Here is a 23,738-nt window from a genome sequence, read left to right as displayed (position 1 = left end):
CGCACGATGAGCAAGAGAAAGCTGATTCCGTTGCTGATCTACATTCTGTTCCTGCTGGTGCCGATCTACTGGCTGCTGAACATGTCGTTCAAGAGCAACACCGAGATCCTTGGCGGCCTGACCCTGTGGCCGCACGATTTCACCTTCCACAACTACAAGGTGATCTTCACCGACCCGAGCTGGTACACCGGTTACCTGAACTCGCTGTACTACGTGAGCCTGAACACGGTGATTTCCCTGGGCGTCGCGCTGCCGGCGGCCTATGCGTTCTCCCGCTATCGGTTCCTGGGGGACAAGCACCTGTTCTTCTGGCTGCTGACCAACCGCATGGCGCCACCGGCGGTGTTCCTGTTGCCGTTCTTCCAGCTGTACTCGTCGATTGGGCTGTTCGACACCCATATCGCCGTGGCCCTGGCCCACTGTCTGTTCAACGTGCCGCTGGCGGTGTGGATCCTCGAAGGGTTCATGTCCGGGGTGCCGAAAGAAATTGACGAGACCGCCTACATTGACGGCTACAGTTTCCCCAAGTTCTTCGCCAAGATCTTCATTCCGTTGATCGGCTCCGGCATCGGTGTCACGGCATTTTTCTGCTTCATGTTTTCCTGGGTCGAACTGTTGCTGGCGCGCACGCTCACCTCGGTGAATGCCAAGCCGATCGCGGCGGTCATGACCCGCACGGTGTCGGCGTCCGGTATCGACTGGGGTGTGCTGGCGGCGGCGGGGGTGTTGACCATCCTGCCGGGCATGCTGGTGATCTGGTTCGTTCGCAACCACGTGGCCAAGGGCTTTGCCCTGGGCCGGGTCTGAGGAGTCGATGATGGAATGGATGAACTGGACCGGCCCGACGGCGGCTTTTTTTGCGGTCATCGCCTTGCTGCTGGCGGGCATGACCACCTGGGAACTGCGTTCGCCGAGCATCCCTCGGCGCGGTTTCCTGCCGATTGCCACCACCCGTGGCGATCGGTTGTTTATCGGTCTTCTCGGTAGCGCCTACCTGCATCTGCTGGTGATCGGCGCCACCGACTGGAGCATCTGGATAGCGTTCGCGTTGTCTTGGGTGTGGCTGTTGGCAGTGATGCGGTGGGGCTAGTCGCAAAGGTTCGACGAAAGCTCTTAAACCCAAACAGGAGGTCTCTATGTTCGATAAAAACAATAAGCTGCGACATAGCGTTTCATTGGCAGCCATGCTGGCACTCAGCGGGCTGAGCGCTACGGCCTGGGCCGACGCCTATGAAGACGCCGCTAAAAAATGGATCGGCAGTGAATTCAAGCCGTCGACCCTGACAGCCGAGCAGCAGCTCGAAGAACTCAAGTGGTTCATCAAGGCCGCCCAGCCGTTTCGCGGGATGAAAATCAACGTGGTGTCGGAAACCATCGCCACCCACGAATATGAATCCAAAGTGCTGGCCAAGGCCTTCAGCGAAATCACTGGGATCCAGCTGACCCACGACCTGCTCCAGGAAGGCGACGTGGTGGAGAAGCTGCAGACCCAGATGCAATCGGACAAGAATATCTATGACGGCTGGGTCAACGACTCGGACTTGATCGGTACGCATTTCCGCTACGGCAAGACCGAATCGATCACTGACCTGATGGCCAATGAAGGCAAGGATTACACCTCGCCGACCCTCGACCTGAAGGATTTCATCGGCATTTCCTTCACCACCGCGCCGGACGGCAAGATCTATCAACTGCCTGACCAGCAATTCGCCAACTTGTACTGGTTCCGCGCCGACTGGTTCGAGCGTGCGGACCTGAAGGCCAAGTTCAAGGAGAAGTACGGCTACGAGTTGGGTGTGCCGGTGAACTGGTCGGCTTATGAAGACATCGCCAAGTTCTTCTCCGAAGACGTCAAGGAGATCGACGGCAAGCGCGTCTACGGTCACATGGACTACGGCAAGAAAGACCCGTCCCTGGGCTGGCGCTTTACCGATGCCTGGTTCTCCATGGCCGGTGGCGGCGACAAGGGCCTGCCCAACGGTTTGCCGGTGGACGAGTGGGGCATTCGCGTCGAAGACTGCCATCCGGTCGGTTCCAGCGTGACCCGTGGCGGCGACACCAACGGTCCCGCGGCCGTGTTCGCCACCACCAAATACGTGGACTGGATGAAGAAATACGCGCCACCGGAAGCGGCGGGCATGACCTTCTCCGAGTCCGGTCCGGTGCCGTCCCAGGGCAACATCGCCCAGCAGATCTTCTGGTACACCGCTTTCACTGCCGACATGACCAAGCCGGGCCTGCCGGTGATGAACGCCGATGGCACGCCGAAATGGCGCATGGCACCTTCGCCACGCGGTCCGTATTGGGAAGAGGGCATGAAGCTGGGGTATCAGGACGTGGGTTCCTGGACGTTCATGAAGTCCACGCCTGAGAAGCAAAAACTCGCGGCCTGGCTCTATGCGCAGTTCGTGACGTCCAAGACCGTGTCGCTGAAGAAGACCATCGTGGGCCTGACGCCGATTCGTGAGTCGGACATCAACTCCCAGGCGCTGACCGACCTGGCGCCGAAACTCGGTGGCCTGGTGGAGTTCTACCGCAGCCCGGCCCGCGTGCAATGGACCCCGACCGGGACCAACGTGCCGGACTACCCACGCCTGGCGCAACTGTGGTGGAGCCACATCGCCGAAGCCGCCAGTGGCGAGAAGACCCCGCAGCAGGCCCTCGACGGTTTGGCCAAGGATCAGGACGCGATCATGACCCGTCTGGAACGCTCCAAGGCCCAAGCCACTTGCGCACCTAAGATGAACCCTGAGCGCGACGCGCAATACTGGTTCGATCAACCGGGCGCACCGAAGCCGAAACTGGCGAACGAGAAGCCTAAAGGCGAAACCGTGAGCTACACCGAGCTGTTGAAATCATGGGAGGCGGCACGCAAGTAAAGCCCCGAATGTGAAAACGAACGGCACCGAAAGGTGCCGTTTTTTTGTCTGGGCTTACCGCGGCAGACAGACCGCCGCCATCGCGAGCAAGCTCGGCTCCCACAGGGTTTTGTGGCGAGCATAGAGGTTGTGTACCCCCTGGCCCCCTGTGGGAGCGGGCTTGCTCGCGAAAGCGGTGTATCTGTCACTGGGAGGCTGAATGTACCGCCGCCATCGCGGGCAAGCCCGGCTCCCACAGGGTTTTGTGGCGAACATAGAGGTTGTGTACTCCCTGGTCCCCTGTGGGAGCTTGCTCGCGAAAGCGGTGTATCTGTCACTGGGAGGCTGAATGTACCGCCGCCTTCGCGAGCAAGCCCGGCTCCCACAGGGTTTTGTGGCGAGCATAGAGGTTGTGTACCCCCTGGTCCCCTGTGGGAGCTTGCTCGCGAAAGCGGTGTATCTGTCACTGGGAGGCTGAATGTACCGCCGCCATCGCGGACAAGCCCGGCTCCCACAGGGTTTTGTGGCGAGCATAGAGGTTGTGTACCCCCTGGCCCCCTGTGGGAGCGGGCTTGCTTGCGAAAGCGGTGTATCTGTCACTGGGAGGCTGAATGTACCGCCGCCATCGCGAGCAAGCTCGGCTCCCACAGGGTTTTGTGGCGAACATAGAGGTTGTGTACCCCTGGTCCCCTGTGGGAGCGGGCTTGCTTGCGAAAACGGTGTATCTGTCACTGGGAGGCTGAATGTACCGCCGCCATCGCGGGCAAGCCCGGCTCCCACAGGGTTTTGTGGCGAACATAGAGGTTGTGTACCCCTGGTCCATTGTGGGAGCGAGCTTGCTCGCGAAAGCGGTGTATCTGGCACTGGGAGGCTGAATGTACCGCCGCCATCGCGAGCAAGCTCGGCTCCCACAGGGTTTTGTGGCGAACATAGAGGTTGTGTACCCCTGGTCCCCTGTGGGAGCGGGCTTGCTCGCGAAAGCGGTGTATCTGTCACTGGAAGGCTGAATGTACCGCCGCCATCGCGAGCAAGCTCGGCTCCCACAGGGTTTTGTGGCGAACATAGAGGTTGTGTACCCCTGGTCCCCTGTGGGAGCGGGCTTGCTTGCGAAAACGGTGTATCTGTCACTGGGAGGCTGAATGTACCGCCGCCATCGCGGGCAAGCCCGGCTCCCACAGGGTTTTGTGGCGAACATAGAGGTTGTGTACCCCCTGGTCCCCTGTGGGAGCGGGCTTGCTCGCGAAAGCGGTGTATCTGTCACTGGGAGGCTGAATGTACCGCCGCCATCGCGGGCAAGCCCGGCTCCCACAGGGTTTTGTGGCGAACATAGAGGTTGTGTACCCCTGGTCCCCTGTGGGAGCGAGCTTGCTCGCGATGGGGTCGGCAAGCCATGCACATAAACCAGCAGACAAAAAAAAACCGGCGCAACCGAGGTCGCGCCGGTGGTGGTGCCAGTGGCTGCGCGGATATTCGTGGGTCCGTGCAGCCACCGTTGTACCCGTGTCGGTTATGCTCGCTCCAGTGCCAGGGCCACGCCTTGGCCGCCGCCGATGCACAGGGTCGCGAGGCCTTTCTTGGCGTCGCGCTTGATCATTTCATGCAGCAGCGACACCAGGACCCGGCAACCCGAGGCACCGATAGGGTGGCCCAGGGCGATGGCGCCGCCATTGACGTTGACCTTGTTCATGTCCCATTTCAGTTCCCGGGCTACGGCCAGCGACTGGGCGGCGAAGGCTTCGTTGGCTTCGATCAGGTCAAGCTGCTCCAGCGACCAGCCAGCCTTGTCCAGGCAGCGACGGGTGGCCGAGACCGGGCCAATGCCCATGATGGCCGGGTCGACGCCGGCATTGGCGTATGCACTGATTTTCGCCAGGACCGGCAGGCCGAGGGCCTTGGCTTTTTCCGCGCTCATCAGGATCACGGCGGCGGCGCCATCATTCAGCGAGGACGCATTACCCGCAGTGACGCTGCCGTCCTTCTTGAAGGCCGGCTTGAGCTTGCCCAGGGATTCAGCGGTGGTACCGGCGCGCGGCTGTTCATCCGTGGCGAACGCCACGGGATCGCCTTTGCGCTGGGGAATCAGGATCGGCGTGATCTCATCGGCGAACCGACCGCCTTCAACGGCGGCGACGGCTTTCTGCTGGGACGCGGCGGCGAAGGCGTCCTGCTCCTCGCGACTGATCTCGTACTTGTCCACCAGGTTCTCGGCGGTGATGCCCATGTGGTAATCGTTGAAGGCATCCCACAAACCGTCGGTGATCATGCTGTCGATCATCTTCGCGTGGCCCATGCGCAGGCCGGTACGGGCGACCGGCAACACGTACGGAGCCAGGCTCATGTTTTCCATGCCGCCAGCGATGATGACCTCGGCATCGCCACAGCGGATCGCCTGGGCGCCCAGGTGCAACGCCTTGAGCCCTGAGCCGCAGACCTTGTTCAAAGTCAGCGCCGGCACGGCGTGGGGCAGGCCAGCGAGGATCGACGCCTGGCGCGCCGGGTTTTGCCCAGAACCTGCGGTCAGCACCTGGCCAAGAATCACTTCATCGACCTGCTCGCCGGACAAACCGGTCTGCTCCAGCAGGCGACGAATCACCGCCGCACCGAGTTCCGGGGCGGGAATGGCAGCCAGCGAACCCTGGAAGCTGCCGATGGCGGTACGGGTAGCGGCGACAATCACGACTTCTTGCATCGAATCTCTCCTCACTGGGCAGCGAACTGCATTTCAGGCACGTGGTCCGGCACGATCAACTTGCCGGCGGTCTTGGCGACGATTTCCTCGACGCTGACGCCTGGAGCGCGTTCTTTCAGGATGAAGGCGCCGTCCTGGATTTCCAGGTAGGCCAGGTCGGTCAGCACGCGCTTGATGCACCCGGCACCGGTCAGCGGCAGGCTGCAGCGCGGCAGCAGTTTCGACTCACCGTCCTTGGACGCATGGGTCATGGTGACGATGATGTTCTCGGCACCGGCCACCAGGTCCATCGCGCCGCCCATGCCCTTGACCAGCTTGCCGGGGATCATCCACGAGGCAATGTTACCTTCGACATCCACCTCGAATGCGCCGAGCACGGTCAGGTCGATGTGGCCGCCACGGATCATGGCAAACGATTCGGCCGAAGAGAAGATCGACGCGCCGATGCGTGCGGTGACGGTCTGCTTGCCGGCGTTGATCATGTCAGCGTCGACTTCGGCTTCGGTGGGAAACGCGCCCATGCCGAGCAGGCCGTTTTCCGATTGCAGCATGACTTCCATACCTTCGGGAATGTAGTTGGCGACCAGGGTCGGAATGCCGATGCCCAGGTTCACGTAGTAGCCGTCCTGCATTTCGCGGGCGACGCGTTGAGCCATTTGTTCGCGGGAAAGTGCCATGTTCTTATTCCTTCATTCGGGCCGGGGGCAGGGGGTCACTTGCGCACGGTGCGCTGTTCGATGCGTTTTTCGAACGTGCCGCAAATGACCCGGTCGACGTAGATGCCAGGGGTGTGGATCTGCGTCGGGTCCAGCTCGCCGGGTTCGACGATTTCTTCGACTTCCACCACGGTGATCTTGCCCGCTGTGGCGGCCAGCGGGTTGAAGTTCTGGGCGGTGTGGCGATAGATCACGTTGCCGAAATGGTCAGCCTTCCAGCCTTTGACGATGGCGAAGTCGCCAGTGATGGATTCTTCCATCAGGTACTGGCGGCCATGGAATTCACGCACTTCCTTGCCTTCGGCCACGGGGGTGCCGACGCCGGTGGCGGTGAAGAAGGCCGGGATGCCTGCGCCACCGGCGCGCATTTTTTCGGCGAGGGTGCCTTGGGGGGTGAGCACGACTTCGATTTCGCCGCTCAGCAGCTGCTTCTCGAACAGGGCGTTCTCGCCCACGTAGGAGGCGACCACCTTGCGGATCTGCCGGTCTTCCAGCAGCACGCCGAGGCCGAAACCGTCCACGCCGCAGTTGTTGGACACCACGGTGAGGTCGCGGATGCCCTTGCGCTTGATCTCGGCGATCAGGTTTTCCGGGATACCGCACAGGCCGAAGCCGCCGGCGATGACGGTCATGCCGTCCTTCAAGCCTTCCAGCGCTTGCTCATAAGAGCTCACGCGTTTGTCGAAACCTGCCATAGACACCTCTTTTATTCTTGATGGGGTCGCAATGGAATGCAGTGTTGCGCCAAGTCATATATTTGTTAAGTTGATTTTTAGATTGAATTAATTGATAAAACTCAATAGTTGCCTCCTTCCGTAGGAGCTGTCGAGTGCAACGAGGCTGCGATCTTTCCAATAACGCGTGAATCTCAAGCGAAAGATCAAAAGATCGCAGCCTTCGACAGCTCCTACCCAACCGGACACAAAACGACCATGACCCTCAAGCAAGTTCGCGCCTTCCTCGCCGTGGCCCAGAGTCTGAGTTTCGCCGTGGCCTGCGAGCGGCTGCACCTCTCCCAATCGGCCCTGAGCTTGACCATCAAGGCCCTGGAAGAAGGCCTCGGTGGCCGCTTGTTCAGCCGCAATACCCGCAACGTGGCGTTGACCCCCGAAGGTGAGTCGCTGCTGCCCCTGGCCCGCCGACTGGTGGCCGACTGGGACAACGCCGAGGACGAAATGCGCCAGCGCTTCACCTTGCAGCGCGGTCGCGTGACGCTGGCGGCGATGCCTTCGTTTGCCGGCAACCTGTTGCCGCCGATCCTCAAGACCTTCCGCGCCCGCTATCCGAATGTCAACGTCACGGTCAACGATGTGATCAATGAACAGGTGCTGGAAATGGTCCGTGATCGCCATGTCGAACTGGGCGTGGCGTTCGAGCCGATGCAGGGTTCGTCTTTGGCGTTCACGCCTTTGTACCTCGATCGCTTCGTCGCGGTGGTGCCGCTGGACTCACCGTTTGCCCAGCACGACGAAATCCACTGGGAAACCCTGCTGGAGCAGCCCTTCATCACGCTGCAACGGCCCTCCACCGTGCGGGTGATGTTGGAAGAGCATCTGCAGGCCCGAGGGATGAAGCTGCCCGTGGAGTTCGAGAGCCACCAGTTGGCGACCGTCGGGCGGATGGTCGCCAGTGGGCTGGGGGTGAGTGCCGTGCCGGCGCTGTGTGTCGGGCAGATGCATGAGCTGGGGGCCCGCTGCATCACCTTGAGCGATCCGGTGATCGAGCGAGCCATCGGGGTGCTGACCAAGCCGGGGCATGAACTGTCAGCGGCGGCGCAGGCGTTGTTCGATACGCTCAGGGATCAGGATATAGGGGCGCAGTTGACCGCGAAGTAGCCACAATTCCTGTGGGAGCGGGCTTGCTCGCGAAGGCGTCGGATCAGCCAGCATGGATATTGACTGACACACCGCCTTCGCGAGCAAGCCCGCTCCCACAGGGGGATTGCGTGGTGTCAGATCAATAGCGGTAACAGTTTCTCACAGGGTTCTTCCAGCTTGAGGTCCAACAGCTCATCAGCCCGGGTCTTGCCTCGGTTGATCGCCAGCAGCGGCTTGCCCTGGTCCTTGATGGCCCGGCACAGGCGAAACGCTGAATACGCCATCAGCGACGAACCCACCACCAGCAGGCCGTCCGCGTGCTCGACGGCTTGCATGGCGCGGGTCGCGGTGAGGGGGGCGACGTTCTCGCCGAAAAACACCACGTCGGGTTTTAACCGCTCGCCGCCGCAATGGGGGCAATGGGGGACTTGGAAGCGCGCCTCGAACGCGGGGTCGAGCAGGGTGTCGCCATCAGGTGCCTGTACCGCATCGACGCCGGCCAGGTAAGGGTTTTGGGTTTCCATCAATCGCTGAATCTGCTGTCGCTCGCTGCGCTGGCCGCAATCCAGGCACAACACGCGATGCAGGCTGCCGTGCAGTTCGATGACGTCCTGGCTGCCGGCCTGGTCATGCAGGGTGTCGACATTCTGGGTAATCAGGCCGGTGATGCGTTGCTGCGCCTGCAACTCGGCCAAGGCTTCGTGAGCGACGTTCGGCCTGGCCTGCCTGACCCGTGGCCAGCCCAGCATCGCCCTGGCCCAATAGCGCCGTCGTGCCTCGGCCTGGGCGAGGAACTCCTGGTACATCATCGGCTGTCGACCCCGACGCACGCCGTCGCTGTCGCGATAATCGGGGATGCCCGAAGGGGTGCTGATGCCGGCGCCGGTGAGCACGAGGAAGCGGCGCCCGGCGGTGTACGCCAGTAACTGATCGATGGGGGCTTGGTGAAAGTCGTCGGGCATGGAAGGTGTCTGCGCTGGCCTTGAGCCGTTGAGGTTAGCACCTGGAGCGAGCAGACGCCTTTCGTCGCCCTGGCTGCTGGTTTGTTCAAACTTTCCCCCGCGCCGCGATATCCACCTTTATGTGCGGTATTTCAGAACCGTCGCGCTGCGCCGCAGTGGCGACCAGGGCTAAGGAGAAGGAAATGGCAACGCCTAAAGAGAACCTGTTGGATTGGCTCAACGATGCCCATGCCATGGAACAGCAAGCGGAAAAAATGCTCAAGGCCCAGGCCGCGCGGCTCGAGCATTACCCGGCGCTCAAGACCCGGATCGAACAGCACCTGGAAGAGACGCTCGGGCAGCAGAAGCTCGTGGAGCAATGCATCCAGCGCCTGGGCGGCAGTACGTCGACGCTCAAGGACCTGGCCGGCAAACTCATGGCCTTTGGTCAAGCGGTGGGCGGGATGACGATGAGCGACGAAGTGGTCAAGGGCGCCATGAGTGGCTACGTGTTCGAGAACCTCGAGATTGCCTCCTACACCGTGTTGATCGAGGCCGCGAAAATGGCCGGCGATGTGGAGACGCAACGGGCCTGCGAACAGATCCTGCCACAGGAAATCGCCATGGCCGATTGGTTGCGCGACCACCTGCCGCAGATTACCGCGGCGTTCCTGGAGCGTTCGGCTACCCCACATACCGAAGCCAAACGCTGAGCAGCAAAGAGCGGTCGGCCCTGTGGTGTGGCTGCTCCTGAAACTGCCGAGAGAGGAAACGTATGAAGCGGACCCAGGGTGAAGTACGGGCCATCAATCGAGAGAGCTCAATGGTGGGTGTGTATGTGAAGCAAGAGGACCGCCATACGGTGCTGAAGCTGAGTTCAGCCAATGACATCGATATTGGCGACATTCTGGCGTGGGACAGCGGCACGGCCCTGGGCACCCAGTCCTATCACAACCTGACCAAGGGCTGGACTGCCGATGTGTATGTGGCCAACCACGGTGTAGCAACGGCGAACCTCGATGTCCAGTTTTGACGGCGCCTTCAACCCGTTACCTCGGGAGAAAGAGCATGAGCAAAGTAAAGTGCGGTTGCCCCGATTGCCAATGCGAGGTGGATCCGCAACGGATGTTCAACCACGACGGCGAGGCGTATTGCAGCCAGGCCTGCGCCGAACAACATCCCAACGGTGAACCTTGTCCTTCACCCGATTGCCATTGCGAGCGCAGCGGTAAGGTGGGGGATCGGAATGTCACCAACAACCAACTGGACGACGCGCTGGAGGAAACGTTTCCGGCGAGCGATCCGATTTCACCCTGAGCATTCTTGAATCCGGGTATCGGCGACAGGGTATCCGGACGCCGCAAGCCGGTCAGTGCGGTGGTGCAGGACAACACCGGCAGCCCGCGAGTTTTGGCTTCCTGGAACGGCGCGAGGCCAGGGTGACGAGACCGGTGCAATGGGGTGCCGGCGTGGCCCGGCCTTTGGCGGACAGCGTGGAAAGACACGCACTGTTTTTCCGTAGATCCATGTGGGAGCAAGCTTGCTCGCGATAGCGATCAATCACTCACTATCACTATCGCCTGATACACCGCTACCGCGAGCAAGCTCGCTCCCACAGGTTTTTCGTTGGATGAAGTTTTAGCGTTAAGACTGTTAATCGGTCGCCGCTTGTTTAATAGCCTGTTGCAATAAATATCAAGGGTACAGGTGTAAATAGAAGCGTTGACCATTCGTCGCCGTTTGCCGCGTTTCCTTAAAACCTTGGCGGCGTCATGTTTTCCGAATAAGACGAGTCAGCAAGATTCGTTGATATCAATTTAACGAGGTGAATGAAATGGCTAACACAGGTAATAACAACCCTGGCAATTTCGCTAACGATCGTGAAAAGGCATCGCAAGCCGGGAAAAAGGGCGGCCAGGCATCAGGTGGTAATTTTGCCAATAATCCTGAGCGCGCTTCCGAGGCTGGGCGCAAGGGTGGCCAGGCCTCGGGCGGCAATTTTGCCAACGACCCGCAACGCGCCGCAGAAGCCGGACGCAAAGGCGGACAAGCCTCGGGGGGTAACTTTGCCAACGACCCTGAACGGGCTTCTGAAGCCGGCAGAAAAGGTGGTCAGGCCTCGGGCGGCAACGTTACCAACGACCGGGATAAAGCCTCTGAAGCCGGCAAGAAAGGCGCTGAAAACAGCCGCGGTGGCGGTCGTAATTCGTAATGTTTCGCGGTCTCGCAGGTCCCGTGCCATTGGGCAGGGACCTGTTTCGGCGGTGATATTAAGTCGGGTATTCATGCCCGACTTCGCTGATGGATTTTATTGTTTGAAAATAAGCGAGTGTGCTTGAGTTGCAATAGACCACTCGTCCTCTGTTCTGAATAAAAACTAAATTTTATTCGTTTAACTTCTTCAGACTTTCATGGGCCTGCCGTCGGCAGTGTTCTCATGCCGTGTACCTGAACGAGGAGTTCAATCATGTTTTTACATAACAAAAGATTGCAGTACACCGTGCGTGTCGCTGAGCCTAATCCTGGCCTCGCCAACCTGCTGCTCGAGCAGTTCGGTGGGGCCCAAGGGGAACTGGCGGCGGCGTCGCGTTATTTCACCCAGGCCTTGTCCGAGGACGATCCGGGCCGCAAGGATCTGCTGATGGACATCGCCACCGAAGAGCTCAGCCACTTGGAAGTGATCGGTTCGATCATCGTGATGTTGAACAAGGGTGCCAAGGGCAGGATGGCCGAAGGGGTGGAGAAGGAAGGGCAACTGTACCGGGACATCAACGGTGCCGGTAACGACTCTCACATCACCAGCCTCTTGTATGGCGCCGGCTCGCCGCTGACCAACTCTGCCGGTGTGCCCTGGACTGCCGCCTATGTCGACACCATCGGCGAACCTACGGCGGACATGCGCTCTAACATCGCCGCCGAGGCCCGGGCGAAAATCATCTATGAACGGCTGATGAACCTCACTGACGATCCCGGCGTAAAAGAAGCACTGGGCTTTTTGATGACTCGTGAAATCGCGCACCAGTTGTCGTTCGAAAAAGCCCTGCATTCGATCCAGCCCAATTTCCCCCAAGGCAAATTGCCCGGTATGCCAGAATTCAGCCATGTGTATTTCAACATGTCCCAAGGCGAACCTTCCGTGCGCGGTCCATGGAACCAGGGCGACGATTGGGAGTTCGTTGAAAACCCAACGCCCGCCGTGGACGGCGGCGATGGGCTCGCCAGTGTACAGTTGAGTAAAAAAGACGAAGCGTTGTTGATGGACATGAAGGCACGGACGATGTCCAACCCCGATAGCGACCCCACCACAGGTGCCGACTTGGGTTCAGGGTTACAAGGTGACAAACTTTAGGAAACCGGCGAGGGGGCTTGGCTCCCTCGCCTGAACATTGCGTTTGATCGTTCAAGCCGTGGCGCGAACGACCAGACTTGGCCTGGCTAACCCCAGTAAGGACATTCGATGGACCAGCCCACCTCCCGGATCCGGTCGCCCTGGCGTACCTGGCTGGATCCTGTGCAAAACAATCTAGTGCTAGGGGTGACCTTCTGGCTGGGGCTGGCGGTGATTGCCGGGCTATTGCTCTACAGCGGTTACAACGCACTGGTGGGAGCAGACCGGCAAAACCTGGGCTACGCCGTGCTGGGCGGTACATCGGGTTTTGCCGCCACCGCCTTGGGCGCGTTGATGGCAGTGGTATTGCGGGACATCTCGTCCCGAACCCAGGACATCATGCTGGGTTTCGCCGCGGGCATGATGCTCGCAGCCAGTTCATTCTCACTGATTTTGCCGGGGATCGAGGCTGCACAGGTCATTTGTGGCAATCAATTGCTCGCCGCGTTTGTCGTCGTGGTCGGCCTGGGGTTGGGCGTCGCCTTGATGATCGGCCTCGACCGTTTCGTCCCCCATGAGCACGAGTTGAGTGGTCGGCGCGGCCCGCAAGCCGAGCGCATCAATCGCGTCTGGCTGTTCGTGCTTGCCATCACCTTGCACAACTTGCCGGAAGGCATGGCCATCGGCGTCAGTTTTGCCGATGGCGATTTCAAGGTCGGTTTGCCCCTGACCACCGCCATCGCCATCCAGGACATCCCCGAGGGCCTGGCCATCGCCATGGCGCTGCGCGTCACCGGCATCAGCACCTTGCGTGCTGCGCTCATCGCGGTCGGCTCGGGGCTGATGGAGCCACTGGGGGCGGTGATCGGCCTGGGCATGTCGTCGGGTGTGGCCGTCGCGTACCCCATCAGCTTGGGGCTGGCGGCGGGGGCGATGATCTTCGTGGTCTCCCACGAGGTGATTCCCGAGACCCATCGCAATGGCCATGAAACCCCGGCCACTCTGGGGTTGATGATGGGCTTTGCGGTGATGATGTTTCTCGACACGGCGTTGGGTTGAAGGCCTGCCAGATACCTGTTGGATTAGATCCTGTGGGAGCGAGCCTGCTCGCGATAGCGGTGGGTCAGTAGCGTTGATAGCAACTGATACACCGTTATCGCGAGCAAGCTCGCTCCCACATTGGTTTTGTGTGTTTAACCCGGATCCCTGTTCCTCACGACCTATACTCAACCCCGTGGATCACATGAATCCGGGGTGGCGCGACTGTGCTGCGTTCGCTGATGTTGGCCGTTGTGCTCGTTCTGGCGGGGTGCGCCGCGCCACAGCGCGGTCAATCGGTCGCCACGGTAGTGATTGCCCAGGACACGTGGCGGCAGGTGGACCAACAGATCATCGCGGCATCGAAAAGCGCCGTCGAACAGGCGGCACTCTACGCCCGTGGGTCGATGGAGCATTGGCGCGTGTTGGTCTACGAGCGCACCGAGGTTGAATTCATCCCCTGGTTCAGCAGCTATTGGACCCAGGAGTGGCTGGCGGTGAAGGTCAGTTGGTATGCCGCCAGCGCCGAAGGCGAGGCGGATTCCTCGGCCAGGCGCCTGGCGGTTTACCTGCAGGAACAGTATCGCGATCAGGTGCTGGAACCGGTGGCGGTGGAAATCGATCCCGAAGCGATCAGGGCCAACGCAATGGACTACTACCTGCGCCAGCTCAATCAGCAGGTCCAGGTCATCGCCCTGCGGCATCGCATCCCGAACGAACTGATGAACCGGCGCCTGCACGGCATCCCGGCCATCCGCCTGGGGCCGCCGGCGGCGCGTGACGCTTCGTTGTACGAGATGGTCCACACCGAACCGTTGACCACCCTGCCGGCCTATGCGGCCCTGATCGATCACGTCAACAAGGCTGCAACCACAGGTGCCGGGCCATCGGAGGCAGTGATCGCCACGGTGGCGCAACGCACCAGCGAAAAAATCGAGGCCCAGTTCGCCACGCGTGGGGCAACCGGTGCGGCGGCGGCCGTGGCCGGGAAGGCGGCCGGGGCGTTGATCTCGGTGGGCGTGGCGGGTATTCGCGCGATCATCCATGAGGGCGAGCGGCCGGAAATGGAGGCGCAGATCCGCAAAAGCCTGAGCGCTGCGTTCGACGAGGCGTGGTCCAAGTCACTCAAGCATCCCCTCAGCGGGGTGATGGCACCGGTGTACTACCTGGACGAAGAAATAGGGGGCAGCCTGGTGGAGGCTGACCTGGCCAATCGGGCGGTGGCACTGCCGGACATCAAACCGTGACGGGCCGGTTCATTCTGAGCCGAGGGTGACGCGACAGCCCTTGCGATGGCGGATCTGCTCGTCCGATGGACGTTCCTTGATGAATTCGAAACGTGGCTCGCCTTCGCTGTAGATCACCAGCCAACCCCATTCCAGCTCGCTTTCATCCTGCCCTGGCTTGGGCGGCGAGGCCCACCAGGGTTCTTTTTGCATGATCTGACGCATCGTCTGCTCCTGCCGATTGATCCTTTGAACTATAGACCGCTCGATTTGATGACCAGCGCCCATGAAAACGCTTGCTCCCACAAAGTCTGCACCCACAGATCCCCTTGCTACAGGGTTGTATGCCTGAAGCTTGATAATCAGTGTGCTCTGACCCCGTCCACCAGCGTCTAGCGTCTGTATCCCCGCACTCGAACGGGGAGTGACTGGACCCCGCGCGTATGCAAGCACTGTTGAACGAGATCCTCGATGCGGTTCGCCCCCTGATTGGTCAGGGCAAGGTAGCCGATTACATTCCTGCCCTGGGCACCGTGGTGCCCAACCAGTTGGGTATTGCCGTGTATGGCAATGATGGCGAGTTGTATTGCGCTGGCGACGCCGACACAGCGTTTTCGGTGCAGAGTATTTCCAAGGTGTTCAGCCTGGTGCAGGCCATCGGGCATTCCGGCGAAGCGATCTGGGAACGTCTGGGCCATGAGCCATCTGGCCAGCCCTTCAATTCCCTGGTGCAACTGGAGTTCGAGCGTGGTCGGCCGCGTAACCCGTTCATCAATGCCGGCGCGTTGGTGATCTGCGATATCAACCAGTCGCGTTTTGCGGCTCCGGCGCTGTCGATGCGTGATTTCGTGCGCCGTCTGTCGGGTAACCCGCAGGTGATGGTGGACGGCAAGGTCGCCGAGTCGGAATACCAGCACCGCGCCCGCAACGCGGCGATGGCGTACCTGATGCAATCGTTCGGCAACTTCCATAACGACGTGGAAGCCGTGCTGCGCAGTTATTTCAGCCACTGTGCCTTGCGGATGAGCTGCATCGACCTGGCGCGGGCATTCTGCTTCCTGGCCAACGATGGGTTCTGCAAGCACAGCGGCGAACAGATTCTCAGCGCCCGGCAGACCCAGCAGGTCAATTCCATCATGGCCACCAGCGGCTTGTACGATGAGGCCGGCAACTTCGCTTATCGCGTCGGCCTCCCGGGCAAGAGCGGTGTCGGTGGCGGGATTGTCGCCGTGGTGCCAGGAAGGTTCACCGTCTGCGTCTGGTCGCCCGAACTCAACGTCGCCGGCAACTCCCTGGCCGGCATGGCGGCGCTGGAAATGATGAGCCAGCGAATCGGCTGGTCGGTGTTCTAGTTTCCGGTCTCACAAAAAAGGGCCCGCTCCTGATCCAGGAGCGGGCCCTTTTGTTAGGGGATATCAGCAGAGGCGGTCGATGACCCGGACCTCGGACGTGTTCTGCATCGACTGCCAGGCCTGGGTCAGCGTTTGCAACACGCGGCCCATGAAGTCTTTGTCAGCGGCGGCCTTCTTGCCAACGTAGCCCTGGCCACGGCGGTACATCTTCAGCCGGGCACACAGCTCTTGCGTGTTCTTTTCGAACTCGTCTTCTTGGGTGTAGGGCGACAGGCAGTCCATGTGGACCTGGCCAGTCTTGCTGATCCACAGGATATGGCTGTCGAGTGTGTCCTTGTGTGCGGCGAACATGCGAGCCAGTTCATCAATAGATGGTTGATTATTCAGATTCATGTGTAAGCCCCTTGACCATTTGGTTGATCTGTCTGGTGGTTCGCAAAAACTTCGCTACTCGGTAAGTGCCTGCCTGCTACCGAAACCAGGCCGTCAGCGTTCGTCCGTCGAACTTCGACGGGGTCGTGCATCGGTTGTGTAGTGTTATCGAAGGGCTGCTACGCAAATGCGCTACAACGAAGAGAAACAGCGAAGAATCATCAGGCAGTGTCAACTTTCGAGGGTCGACCACGCGCGTCATGAGGATCTTCGCCGACGTTTCTCGTCCTTGTTACCGGACGGTCATGCCAGGTCAGCACCTTCAATCTGCCTTGTGGGCAGTCCCTTATCCATAAAACAGCTCGGCGGTCAGACGAGCTTGCTCAAACAGTTGCCTGTACTCCCGATCGGGGAGACGTCTGCATCATGCAAGGGCAAATCGGAGGCGTCAACGGTTTTGTAGTGATTATTTTTGCTCACTACATATTGTCGGACAAAATGGTTTGGGTATGAAGATTTTCAGTCAGACCTCGTCAATGTGGGAGCGAGCTTGCTCGCGATAGCGGTGGATCAGCCAACAGATAATTGACTGACACGCCGCTATCGCGAGCAAGCTCGCTCCCACAGGAGGAATCAGGGTGGGCCTGATTTTTGTTCAGGTGGCCTTGCTCGCCTTGCGCGGTGCGCCGCCGGTCTTGCGCTTGGCCGGCTTGCGTTTGTTTTTCCATGGCGTTGCGCCACGCCCGGCGGGGCTGGCCGGGCCGCTGATGGTCAGGCTCATGCCCTGGCAGCGGGCGACGTGCTTGCTCATCCAGGCGGCTTGCCGGGTGACGAACTCTTCAAGGCTCATTTCCCCGCTCTGCACCATGTCCAGGGCTTGCTCCCAGATGGCGGTGGTGCCCGGGTCGGCGATGGCCCGGGGCACGGCGTCGATGAGGCTGAAGGCCGCCGGTGTGGCGGACAGGGCCTTGCCGTTTTTCACCAGGTAACCGCGGTCGAGCAGCCCCTGGATGATCGAGGCTCGGGTCGCTTCGGTGCCGATGCCGGTGGTGTCCTTGAGCTTCTGTTTGAGCAACGGGTCTTCCACTAGCTTGGCGACGTTCTTCATCGCCTTGATCAGGTCGCCTTCGGTGAACGGCTTGGGCGGCTGGGTCCACAGGTCTTTGGGTTTCACCTCGTCCACCGCGCAATCGCGACCTTCGGCCAGTGCCGGTAAGGTTTGCGGCGCCGGTGCTTCACGGCCCTTTGCCGGCGCCAGAGCTTCGGGCAGGGCGCGTTTCCAGCCGGGTTCGACGATCTGCTTACCCACGGCACGCAGCGCCTGGCCGGCACAGTTGAAGTCAGCCTGGGTCCGGTCGTATTCGTGGTTGGGCAGGAACTGCGCCAGGTAGCGCGCGCGAATCAACGTATAGACCGCACGCGGCTTGCCGGTGAGTTTGTCGAGGTTCTTGGCGGCTGCGGTGGGAATGATGCCGTGGTGAGCACTGACCTTGGCGTCGTTCCAGGCCCGGGATTTGCGCTGCGGCTGCAAATGTTCGCGCAGCGGCGCCAGGCTTGGGTCGGCCTGGGCGAGTGCGGCCAGGATGGCCGGTGCTTCGCTGTGCTGGCTCAAGGGCAGGAAACCGCAATCGCTGCGGGGGTAGGTGATGAGCTTGTAGGTCTCATAGAGCGACTGGGCAATGTCCAGGGTTTCCTGGGCGCCGAGGCCGAGTTTCTTCGAGCAGACTTCCTGCAGGGTGCCCAGGTCGAAGGGTAACGGCGCCGCTTCGCGCAGGCGCTCGGTACGCACCTTCAGCGTCCGGGCGGTGGCGGCGTTGCTCATGGCCTGGGCGGCGTCCCGGGCCAGGGCCTGGTTCAGGCAGCGTTCCTGGTCGTCGCAGGCATCCGGGTCGGCGCGCCACTGGGCAGTGAACGCCGTGCCTTCGTGGCTCAGTTGCACGTCGATGGCCCAATAGGCCACCGGCACGAAGTTGGCGATGCTGCGGTCGCGGTCCACCACCAGTCGCAGCGTCGGTGTCTGCACGCGGCCTACCGGCAACACGCCTTGGTAGCCGGACTGGCGCCCCAGCAAGGTGAACAGGCGACTCATGTTCATGCCGATCAGCCAGTCGGCCCGGGAGCGCCCCAGGGCCGAGTGATACAGGTTGAAGGTTTCGACGCCCGGCTTGAGGGCGGCCAGGGCCTTGCGGATCGACGCTTCGTCCAGGGCCGACAGCCATAGCCGCCGGATCGGTCCGCGATACCGGCAATGTTCCACCAGCTCCCGGGCGATCATTTCGCCTTCGCGGTCGGCGTCGGTGGCGATCACCAATTCCTTCGCTTCCCCCAACAGGCGCTTGACCGCCTTGTACTGGCTGGCGGTTTTCGGCTTGACGGTCATTTTCCATTGCGCGGGCACGATGGGCAGGTCGGCCAGGACCCAGCGCTTGTAACGCGCGTCGTAGGCGTCGGGTGGGGCGGTTTCCAGCAGGTGGCCGATGCACCAGGTGACCGTGACGCCAGGGCCCAGCCAGCAACCGTCGCCACGGCGCGTGGCACCGAGCACGGTGGCGATGTCCTTGGCCTGGGACGGCTTTTCACACAGGTACAGCTGCATAGCGCCCTTTTCCTGAGCAGATTTCTTGGGGCTGTAGCATGGTCATAGATGGGCGCCGGGGCAAGTTTTATCTGTATGGATATACAGATAAAAGCGTTGCGCTGCGTTGCCAAGGAGGGGGCTGGCGTGACATTCGGCGGTCTGTCGGCACGCAGAATGAATTTCTCGCAGGGGGATGGCTCATAACTTCAAGGCGGTTGAAACCGCAAAGAAAGTTTATGAGGTCAAGGAGAGTCACTTTCATGAATTCGATGCCAAATGGCAACGGCCAGGCGACTACACGTTTGATTCTCGTGGTGGAAGATGATCCAACTATCCTGGAATTTCTCTGTGAAATCCTTGAGGAAGAAGGATTTGTCGTGGAGCCTCAGAAAAACGCTGATGATGCCTTGGAGTTCCTCGAAAAGAGCGCCCATTTCGTCGATCTGTTGCTCACCGACATCACCATGCCCGGCAAGATCGACGGCGCGGACCTGGCCAACCTGACCGGAGACCGCTGGCCGCAGATCCCGCTGCTGATCATGTCCGGCTTCGAGACGCCGGAAAGCGCCGGGATCAAGCACCACGCGTCGTTCATCGCCAAGCCCTGGGCCCTGGGACAGATGCTGGATCTGGTTGAGAGCACGGTGAAAAATCACGCCATCCACTAAAGTGATGCCAGAGGATGGAGGCGGCCGGGCACGTTTGGGTTGCAAGCGGCGATGGGCTCTATGACAATGCGAGTCATTATCAGTCGCGAATTATTCCATTGCCATGCCCGCCCACGATCTGTCCCTACGCAGTGCTGTCGACGTTCTGTACAGTGATCATCACAGTTGGCTCCAGGGCTGGTTGCGCAAGCGCTTGGGCAACACGTTCGATGCCGCCGACCTGACCCAGGATACGTTTGTGCGGGTCATCAAGGCGCGCACCGCGCTGGATATCCGTGAGCCGAGACCGTACTTGTCGATGATCGCCAAAGGGCTGCTGATCGACCTGTTTCGTCGGCGCTCGCTGGAGCAATCCTACCTCGAAGCCTTGGCCGCCATGCCGCAAGAGCAGCACCCATCGCTGGAAGAGCAGGCGATCCTGCTCCAGGCCCTGATGGAGATCGACCGTCTGCTCCAGGGGTTGGGGCCGCGCGTCAGGCAAGCGTTCATCCTGTCGCAGTTCGATGGCTTGACGTACCCGCAAATTGCCGAGCGCTTGGGCGTCAGCGTCCGCACGGTCAACAATCACATGGCCAAGGCCATGGAACATTGCTGCCTGATGCAGATTCAATTGCAGCTTTCATGAACCTGCCGCCCGAAGAGTTGCAAGCCATCCGTGTGGCGGCGCGCTGGTACGCCCGGCTGCATTCCGGCATTACGACCGACGCGGACCGGGCCGACTGGCGCGCCTGGCTCGCCGCCGATCCGTTGCACGGCCAGGCCTGGCAGCGCATGGCCGCGGTGGCCGAGCAGATGGCGAGTGTGCCGGGCGCCCTGGCGGCACCGACCTTGAGCGACACCCACCAGCGATCCCGGCGGCAGGTGCTGCGCAGCGCCTTGCTGCTGACGTCCGCCGGCGGCCTGGGCTGGTTGGGTTGGCGCAGTCAGGCGACGCAGAACCTGCTTTGCGATTACCGCACTGCGGTGGGTGAGCGTCGCGAGTTTCAGTTGGCCGATGGCAGCACGCTCATGCTCAACACCGACACCTCGATCAATGTTCGTTTCGATGGGCAGCAGCGGCGTCTGGAACTGTTGCGCGGTGAGGTGCTCGTGACGACGGCGGTCGATCCCTTGCGACGTCCGTTCAAGGTGGTCACGGGGCCGGCCGAGGTGCTGGCGCTGGGCACGCGTTTCATCGTCCGTAGCCAGGCGCGGGGCGGCGAAGTGGCGGTGCTGGAGAAAGCGGTCGAGGTGAGCCTGCCGGCGAGTGGCTCAAAGATGCGGGTCGAGGCCGGCCAGCGCCTGGATTTCAATGAGCGGTCGTTGGGGGCGCTGCGCGGCAACGATGTGTCGGTGGGTGCCTGGCAGAAGGGAAGCATCATCGCCATTGACCGGCCTCTGGCAGCGCTGCTGGGTGAACTGTCGCGCTATCGACCCGGTGTTCTGCGCTGGGATCCGGCGATTGGCGACTTGAAGGTGTCCGGTGTGTTTCCCGTCGATAACACCGATCTCGCCCTGGCCGCGCTGGAAAGTGGCTTTTCGTTGCGGGTGACCCGCTACAGCCGCTTCTGGGTCCAGGTCTCCGCTGGCGTCGGTGGTAATGCTGCGTAATAAAAAAACCAGCCCCTGCACTTTTCATCCTCATCGTTCGGCTCTTCCTCAGTGAGTTTTTATCGACCGTTTGGGGGAGGGGAAGTATGACGTGGGTGAGCGCGCCAGGCCGTCTGGTGTTTGCAGTGAAAATCGGTTTGCTGGCGGTCACGACTGCCGGTGCCACGGTCGTGAACGCCGGGTCGGCTCCAACGGCTGTGGCGCAGCAGCGTGCGGTGCAGGCCTACGATATCGGCGCCGGTAGCCTGGTGGATGTGCTGACCCGTTTCTCCAGCGCCGCCGGTGTCGCCATTTCGTTTGATGCCCGGCAACTCGAAGGTTTGCGATCGCCCGGCCTGAAAGGTTCTTTCGGCGTGGGCGACGGCTTTGCGCGCATTCTGGGGGGTAGCGGTCTGCAAGCTGCCCTCCAGGCTAACGGCACGTACGTGCTGCGCTCCGTGCCGGTCAGCGGTTCGGCACTGGAGCTGGATGCCACCACCATCGAGGCTCAGCGACTCGGGGCAACCACTGAGCAGAGCAATTCCTACACGACGGGCGCGGTCACCATCAGCAAGGGTGCGCACTCCCTGCGTGAAACGCCGCAATCGGTGACGGTGATCACTCGCAAGATGCTCGATGACCAGAACCTCAATACCATCGAACAGGTCATGGAAAAGACCCCCGGCATCACCGTCTACGACTCGACCATGGGCGGCAAGTATTTTTACTCCCGCGGGTTCCGCATGTCTGGCCAGTATCAATACGACGGCGTTCCGCTGGACATGGGCAACAGCTATGTCCAGGCCGACAGTTTCAGCAGCGACATGGCCTATTACGACCGTGTCGAAGTGCTGCGCGGCGCCGCCGGGATGATGAAGGGGGCGGGCGGCACGTCCGGCGGCGTCAACTTCGTCCGTAAACGGGGGCAGACCACGGCCCAGACCGAGCTCAGCCTTTCGGGCGGCACCTGGGACAACTACCGTGGGCAGGTCGATACCGGTGGCCCGTTGAATGATTCTGGCACCGTGCGGGGCAGGGCGGTGATCGCCGAACAGAGCCGGCATTATTTCTACGACGATGCTCGGCGCAAGGACCAGATCTATTACGGTGCCCTGGACTTCGATCTGTCGCCCGACACGACGCTCGGCTTGGGCATCGCCTATGAAGACGTCGATGCCAGCCCCTGCTGGGGCGGCCTTCCTCGCTACCGGGACGGCAGTGATCTGAAACTCAGTCGCTCCACCTGCCTGGACCCCTCGTGGAACACTTGGCGCAGCCAGCGGACCACGGTGTTCGGCGATATCGCGCATCAGCTCAATGACGACTGGGCCGTGAAGGTCGCCGGGGTCTATACGAAAAATACCCAGGACATCAAATACGCCTTTGCATCGGGCTCGGTGGCGCCCGGCACCTCGACCACCAACATGCTGGGCAGCATGTATGACTATGACCAGGTCGATTACGGCCTCGATGCCTACCTGGACGGCAAGTTCGACGCCCTGGGGCAGCAACATGAGTTGATCATCGGTTTTAACGCCAGTCGTTCGGACAAGGATGATTTCTTCTCAGTGGCACTGCTGCCACAGAAGCAGAATGTGTTCGATCCGGACCGACATATTCCCGAACCGGACGACAGTTACTTCATCGAAAACTCGACGCGCGGTGGTCCGGTCAAGACCGTGACCGAGCAGCAAGGGATGTATTCGACCCTGCGCCTGAAACTGGCGGACCCGTTGACGTTTGTCGTGGGCAGCCGGGTGAGCTGGTACAGCTCCAAGACCGACTCGGTGTTCCTCACCGGCGGTACGGAACACGCCAAGAGCACGGAGACGGGGCAAGTCACGCCGTTTGCCGCGGTGTTGCTGGACCTCAATGAGCACCTGACCGCCTACGCCAGCTATTCGGATATCTTCACGCCCCAGGGCAACTATCGCTCCGCAAGCGGCTCGGCGCTCAAGCCCCTGGTGGGCGAGAGTTATGAGCTGGGGATCAAGGGCGAGTGGTTCGAAGGACGCCTGAACAGCGCCTTCAACCTGTTCCGCACGCTGCAGAAAGACCAGGCCCAGACTGATTACTTCTCCAGTTGTGCGTCCTCGGACGGTTTTTGCTATGAGAACGCCGGCAAGGTGCGCGCCCAGGGTTTCGAAGCCGAGATCAGCGGTGAAGTCATCGAGCGTCTGCAACTGCTGGCCGGCTATACCTACACCCAGACCAAGACCCTCAACGACATTGATACCAGCCTCAACGGCGGCTCGTTCAACAGCTACGTGCCGCGACATGTGCTGCGCCTGTGGGGCGATTATGCCCTCGGCGGGGCGTTGGAGCGGTTCAGTGTCGGTGCCGGGGTCAATGCCCAAAGCGACAACTTCCGGGTATCGCCGGCGACCGGCGAGAAGATCACCCAGGCCGGTTATGCCGTGTGGAACGGTCGCGTTGGCTACCGCATCGATGACACCTGGTCGGTGGCCCTCAATGGCAACAACCTGTTCGACAAGCGCTACTACACCACGATTGGCACCGAGAGTTTCGGTAACTATTACGGTGAGCCGCGCAACTTCACCATGACTGTGAAGGCGCACTTCTGAG

General features: G+C 61.0%; 23 protein-coding genes. 16 read left to right on the top strand and 7 right to left on the bottom strand.

Translation table 11 applies throughout. From position 1 onward, the window contains the following. Window positions 1–6 precede the first annotated feature (6 nt). Genes PSH84_RS23095 through PSH84_RS23085 form a run of 3 tightly spaced genes read left to right on the top strand, consistent with a single transcriptional unit; the run spans window position 7 to window position 2,879 of the window. Entirely contained in the window at window positions 7–807 is an 801-nt protein-coding gene (locus tag PSH84_RS23095) for a carbohydrate ABC transporter permease (RefSeq protein ID WP_014337490.1), read from the top strand. A 10-nt stretch (window positions 808–817) separates the two neighbouring features. Next, complete coding sequence (locus tag PSH84_RS23090; RefSeq protein WP_053184018.1) at window positions 818–1,090, top strand: DUF2160 domain-containing protein; 273 nt, start codon at window positions 818–820, stop codon at window positions 1,088–1,090. Window positions 1,091–1,136: 46 nt separating this feature from the next. Continuing rightward, complete coding sequence (locus PSH84_RS23085; RefSeq protein ID WP_122568455.1) at window positions 1,137–2,879, top strand: ABC transporter substrate-binding protein; 1,743 nt, start codon at window positions 1,137–1,139, stop codon at window positions 2,877–2,879. Between the two features lie 1,486 nt (window positions 2,880–4,365). Here PSH84_RS23085 and PSH84_RS23080 read toward each other — a convergent pair. Genes PSH84_RS23080 through PSH84_RS23070 form a run of 3 tightly spaced genes read right to left on the bottom strand, consistent with a single transcriptional unit; the run spans window position 4,366 to window position 6,958 of the window. After that, on the bottom strand, window positions 4,366–5,547 hold the full coding sequence (locus tag PSH84_RS23080) for an acetyl-CoA C-acetyltransferase (RefSeq protein ID WP_305481852.1): 1,182 nt from the start codon (window positions 5,545–5,547) through the stop codon (window positions 4,366–4,368). Between the two features lie 11 nt (window positions 5,548–5,558). Then, window positions 5,559–6,224 (bottom strand): CoA transferase subunit B, encoded by a 666-nt coding sequence (locus tag PSH84_RS23075; RefSeq protein WP_003180355.1) that lies wholly within the window; start codon window positions 6,222–6,224, stop codon window positions 5,559–5,561. Between the two features lie 35 nt (window positions 6,225–6,259). After that, window positions 6,260–6,958 carry a CoA transferase subunit A gene (locus tag PSH84_RS23070; protein WP_122568457.1) on the bottom strand — a complete coding sequence of 233 codons (699 nt, stop codon included), beginning with the start codon at window positions 6,956–6,958 and terminating at the stop codon, window positions 6,260–6,262. Window positions 6,959–7,195: 237 nt separating this feature from the next. Between PSH84_RS23070 and PSH84_RS23065 the strand changes: the two genes are divergently transcribed. Beyond that, window positions 7,196–8,098 (top strand): LysR family transcriptional regulator, encoded by a 903-nt coding sequence (locus PSH84_RS23065; RefSeq protein ID WP_122568458.1) that lies wholly within the window; start codon window positions 7,196–7,198, stop codon window positions 8,096–8,098. 116 nt (window positions 8,099–8,214) lie between these two features. On the opposite strand, the gene PSH84_RS23055 is transcribed toward PSH84_RS23065, so the two are convergent. Next, window positions 8,215–9,042 carry an NAD-dependent protein deacetylase gene (locus PSH84_RS23055; RefSeq protein ID WP_305467666.1) on the bottom strand — a complete coding sequence of 276 codons (828 nt, stop codon included), beginning with the start codon at window positions 9,040–9,042 and terminating at the stop codon, window positions 8,215–8,217. A gap of 182 nt (window positions 9,043–9,224) precedes the next feature. On the opposite strand from PSH84_RS23055, the gene PSH84_RS23050 reads away from it, so the two are divergent. The 7 genes from PSH84_RS23050 (at window position 9,225) to PSH84_RS23015 (ending at window position 14,634) form a co-directional block, all read left to right on the top strand. Then, window positions 9,225–9,734, top strand: a complete 510-nt coding sequence (locus PSH84_RS23050; RefSeq protein WP_122568460.1) for a ferritin-like domain-containing protein — start codon at window positions 9,225–9,227, stop codon at window positions 9,732–9,734. A 62-nt stretch (window positions 9,735–9,796) separates the two neighbouring features. After that, window positions 9,797–10,054: a hypothetical protein gene (locus PSH84_RS23045; protein ID WP_122568461.1), complete on the top strand. Its 258-nt coding sequence runs from the start codon at window positions 9,797–9,799 to the stop codon at window positions 10,052–10,054. A gap of 35 nt (window positions 10,055–10,089) precedes the next feature. Beyond that, window positions 10,090–10,338: a metallothionein gene (locus PSH84_RS23040; RefSeq protein ID WP_305467664.1), complete on the top strand. Its 249-nt coding sequence runs from the start codon at window positions 10,090–10,092 to the stop codon at window positions 10,336–10,338. Window positions 10,339–10,855: 517 nt separating this feature from the next. Further along, window positions 10,856–11,233 carry a con-10 family general stress protein gene (locus PSH84_RS29105; RefSeq protein ID WP_439653623.1) on the top strand — a complete coding sequence of 126 codons (378 nt, stop codon included), beginning with the start codon at window positions 10,856–10,858 and terminating at the stop codon, window positions 11,231–11,233. Window positions 11,234–11,488: 255 nt separating this feature from the next. Beyond that, window positions 11,489–12,370: a manganese catalase family protein gene (locus tag PSH84_RS23025; protein ID WP_122568464.1), complete on the top strand. Its 882-nt coding sequence runs from the start codon at window positions 11,489–11,491 to the stop codon at window positions 12,368–12,370. 108 nt (window positions 12,371–12,478) lie between these two features. Next, window positions 12,479–13,408, top strand: a complete 930-nt coding sequence (locus tag PSH84_RS23020) for a ZIP family metal transporter (protein ID WP_122568465.1) — start codon at window positions 12,479–12,481, stop codon at window positions 13,406–13,408. 206 nt (window positions 13,409–13,614) lie between these two features. Further along, on the top strand, window positions 13,615–14,634 hold the full coding sequence (locus PSH84_RS23015) for a hypothetical protein (protein WP_305467661.1): 1,020 nt from the start codon (window positions 13,615–13,617) through the stop codon (window positions 14,632–14,634). A gap of 9 nt (window positions 14,635–14,643) precedes the next feature. Here the strand turns inward: PSH84_RS23015 and PSH84_RS23010 are convergent, their stop codons facing one another. Next, on the bottom strand, window positions 14,644–14,838 hold the full coding sequence (locus PSH84_RS23010; protein WP_058545342.1) for a hypothetical protein: 195 nt from the start codon (window positions 14,836–14,838) through the stop codon (window positions 14,644–14,646). 218 nt (window positions 14,839–15,056) lie between these two features. Between PSH84_RS23010 and glsB the strand changes: the two genes are divergently transcribed. Further along, window positions 15,057–15,965 (top strand): glutaminase B, encoded by a 909-nt coding sequence (glsB, locus tag PSH84_RS23005; protein WP_122568468.1) that lies wholly within the window; start codon window positions 15,057–15,059, stop codon window positions 15,963–15,965. Window positions 15,966–16,028: 63 nt separating this feature from the next. On the opposite strand, the gene PSH84_RS23000 is transcribed toward glsB, so the two are convergent. Further along, complete coding sequence (locus tag PSH84_RS23000) at window positions 16,029–16,358, bottom strand: hypothetical protein (RefSeq protein WP_060741484.1); 330 nt, start codon at window positions 16,356–16,358, stop codon at window positions 16,029–16,031. A 634-nt stretch (window positions 16,359–16,992) separates the two neighbouring features. After that, window positions 16,993–18,933 carry a DNA topoisomerase III gene (locus PSH84_RS22995; RefSeq protein ID WP_305481851.1) on the bottom strand — a complete coding sequence of 647 codons (1,941 nt, stop codon included), beginning with the start codon at window positions 18,931–18,933 and terminating at the stop codon, window positions 16,993–16,995. Between the two features lie 242 nt (window positions 18,934–19,175). Here PSH84_RS22995 and PSH84_RS22990 point away from each other — a divergent pair, with 242 nt between their 5' ends. The 4 genes from PSH84_RS22990 to PSH84_RS22975 all read left to right on the top strand — a co-directional run bounded on the left by PSH84_RS22990 (window position 19,176) and on the right by PSH84_RS22975 (window position 23,737). Further along, window positions 19,176–19,583: a response regulator gene (locus PSH84_RS22990; protein ID WP_122568470.1), complete on the top strand. Its 408-nt coding sequence runs from the start codon at window positions 19,176–19,178 to the stop codon at window positions 19,581–19,583. A gap of 103 nt (window positions 19,584–19,686) precedes the next feature. Continuing rightward, the gene (locus tag PSH84_RS22985; protein WP_305481850.1) at window positions 19,687–20,208 is read left to right on the top strand and encodes a sigma-70 family RNA polymerase sigma factor; all 522 of its coding nucleotides are present in this window, start codon (window positions 19,687–19,689) and stop codon (window positions 20,206–20,208) included. Further along, window positions 20,205–21,173, top strand: coding sequence for a FecR domain-containing protein (locus tag PSH84_RS22980; protein ID WP_305481849.1), 969 nt, complete (start codon window positions 20,205–20,207; stop codon window positions 21,171–21,173). The genes PSH84_RS22985 and PSH84_RS22980 overlap by 4 nt, the downstream gene beginning before the upstream one ends. Before the next feature lie 86 nt (window positions 21,174–21,259). After that, on the top strand, window positions 21,260–23,737 hold the full coding sequence (locus PSH84_RS22975; protein WP_305481848.1) for a TonB-dependent siderophore receptor: 2,478 nt from the start codon (window positions 21,260–21,262) through the stop codon (window positions 23,735–23,737). Window position 23,738 lies beyond the last annotated feature (1 nt).

The organism is Pseudomonas beijingensis (assembly GCF_030687295.1).
In the GTDB taxonomy this organism is placed as follows: Bacteria; Pseudomonadota; Gammaproteobacteria; order Pseudomonadales; family Pseudomonadaceae; genus Aquipseudomonas; species Aquipseudomonas beijingensis.
This window is presented reverse-complemented; position numbering and strand designations above follow the sequence as displayed.

Coding starts and splice junctions, on each gene's coding strand:
- PSH84_RS23095 (WP_014337490.1), top strand. CDS start 7: ATGAGCAAGAGAAAGCTGATTCCGTTGCTGATCTACATTCTGTTCCTG.
- PSH84_RS22975 (WP_305481848.1), top strand. CDS start 21,260: ATGACGTGGGTGAGCGCGCCAGGCCGTCTGGTGTTTGCAGTGAAAATC.
- PSH84_RS23000 (WP_060741484.1), bottom strand. CDS start 16,358: ATGAATCTGAATAATCAACCATCTATTGATGAACTGGCTCGCATGTTC.
- PSH84_RS22985 (WP_305481850.1), top strand. CDS start 19,687: ATGCCCGCCCACGATCTGTCCCTACGCAGTGCTGTCGACGTTCTGTAC.
- PSH84_RS23090 (WP_053184018.1), top strand. CDS start 818: ATGGAATGGATGAACTGGACCGGCCCGACGGCGGCTTTTTTTGCGGTC.
- PSH84_RS22980 (WP_305481849.1), top strand. CDS start 20,205: ATGAACCTGCCGCCCGAAGAGTTGCAAGCCATCCGTGTGGCGGCGCGC.
- PSH84_RS23050 (WP_122568460.1), top strand. CDS start 9,225: ATGGCAACGCCTAAAGAGAACCTGTTGGATTGGCTCAACGATGCCCAT.
- PSH84_RS23065 (WP_122568458.1), top strand. CDS start 7,196: ATGACCCTCAAGCAAGTTCGCGCCTTCCTCGCCGTGGCCCAGAGTCTG.
- PSH84_RS23055 (WP_305467666.1), bottom strand. CDS start 9,042: ATGCCCGACGACTTTCACCAAGCCCCCATCGATCAGTTACTGGCGTAC.
- PSH84_RS22995 (WP_305481851.1), bottom strand. CDS start 18,933: ATGCAGCTGTACCTGTGTGAAAAGCCGTCCCAGGCCAAGGACATCGCC.
- PSH84_RS23070 (WP_122568457.1), bottom strand. CDS start 6,958: ATGGCAGGTTTCGACAAACGCGTGAGCTCTTATGAGCAAGCGCTGGAA.
- PSH84_RS22990 (WP_122568470.1), top strand. CDS start 19,176: ATGAATTCGATGCCAAATGGCAACGGCCAGGCGACTACACGTTTGATT.
- PSH84_RS23010 (WP_058545342.1), bottom strand. CDS start 14,838: ATGCGTCAGATCATGCAAAAAGAACCCTGGTGGGCCTCGCCGCCCAAG.
- PSH84_RS23085 (WP_122568455.1), top strand. CDS start 1,137: ATGTTCGATAAAAACAATAAGCTGCGACATAGCGTTTCATTGGCAGCC.
- PSH84_RS23045 (WP_122568461.1), top strand. CDS start 9,797: ATGAAGCGGACCCAGGGTGAAGTACGGGCCATCAATCGAGAGAGCTCA.
- PSH84_RS23075 (WP_003180355.1), bottom strand. CDS start 6,224: ATGGCACTTTCCCGCGAACAAATGGCTCAACGCGTCGCCCGCGAAATG.
- PSH84_RS23020 (WP_122568465.1), top strand. CDS start 12,479: ATGGACCAGCCCACCTCCCGGATCCGGTCGCCCTGGCGTACCTGGCTG.
- glsB (WP_122568468.1), top strand. CDS start 15,057: ATGCAAGCACTGTTGAACGAGATCCTCGATGCGGTTCGCCCCCTGATT.
- PSH84_RS23025 (WP_122568464.1), top strand. CDS start 11,489: ATGTTTTTACATAACAAAAGATTGCAGTACACCGTGCGTGTCGCTGAG.
- PSH84_RS23080 (WP_305481852.1), bottom strand. CDS start 5,547: ATGCAAGAAGTCGTGATTGTCGCCGCTACCCGTACCGCCATCGGCAGC.
- PSH84_RS29105 (WP_439653623.1), top strand. CDS start 10,856: ATGGCTAACACAGGTAATAACAACCCTGGCAATTTCGCTAACGATCGT.
- PSH84_RS23040 (WP_305467664.1), top strand. CDS start 10,090: ATGAGCAAAGTAAAGTGCGGTTGCCCCGATTGCCAATGCGAGGTGGAT.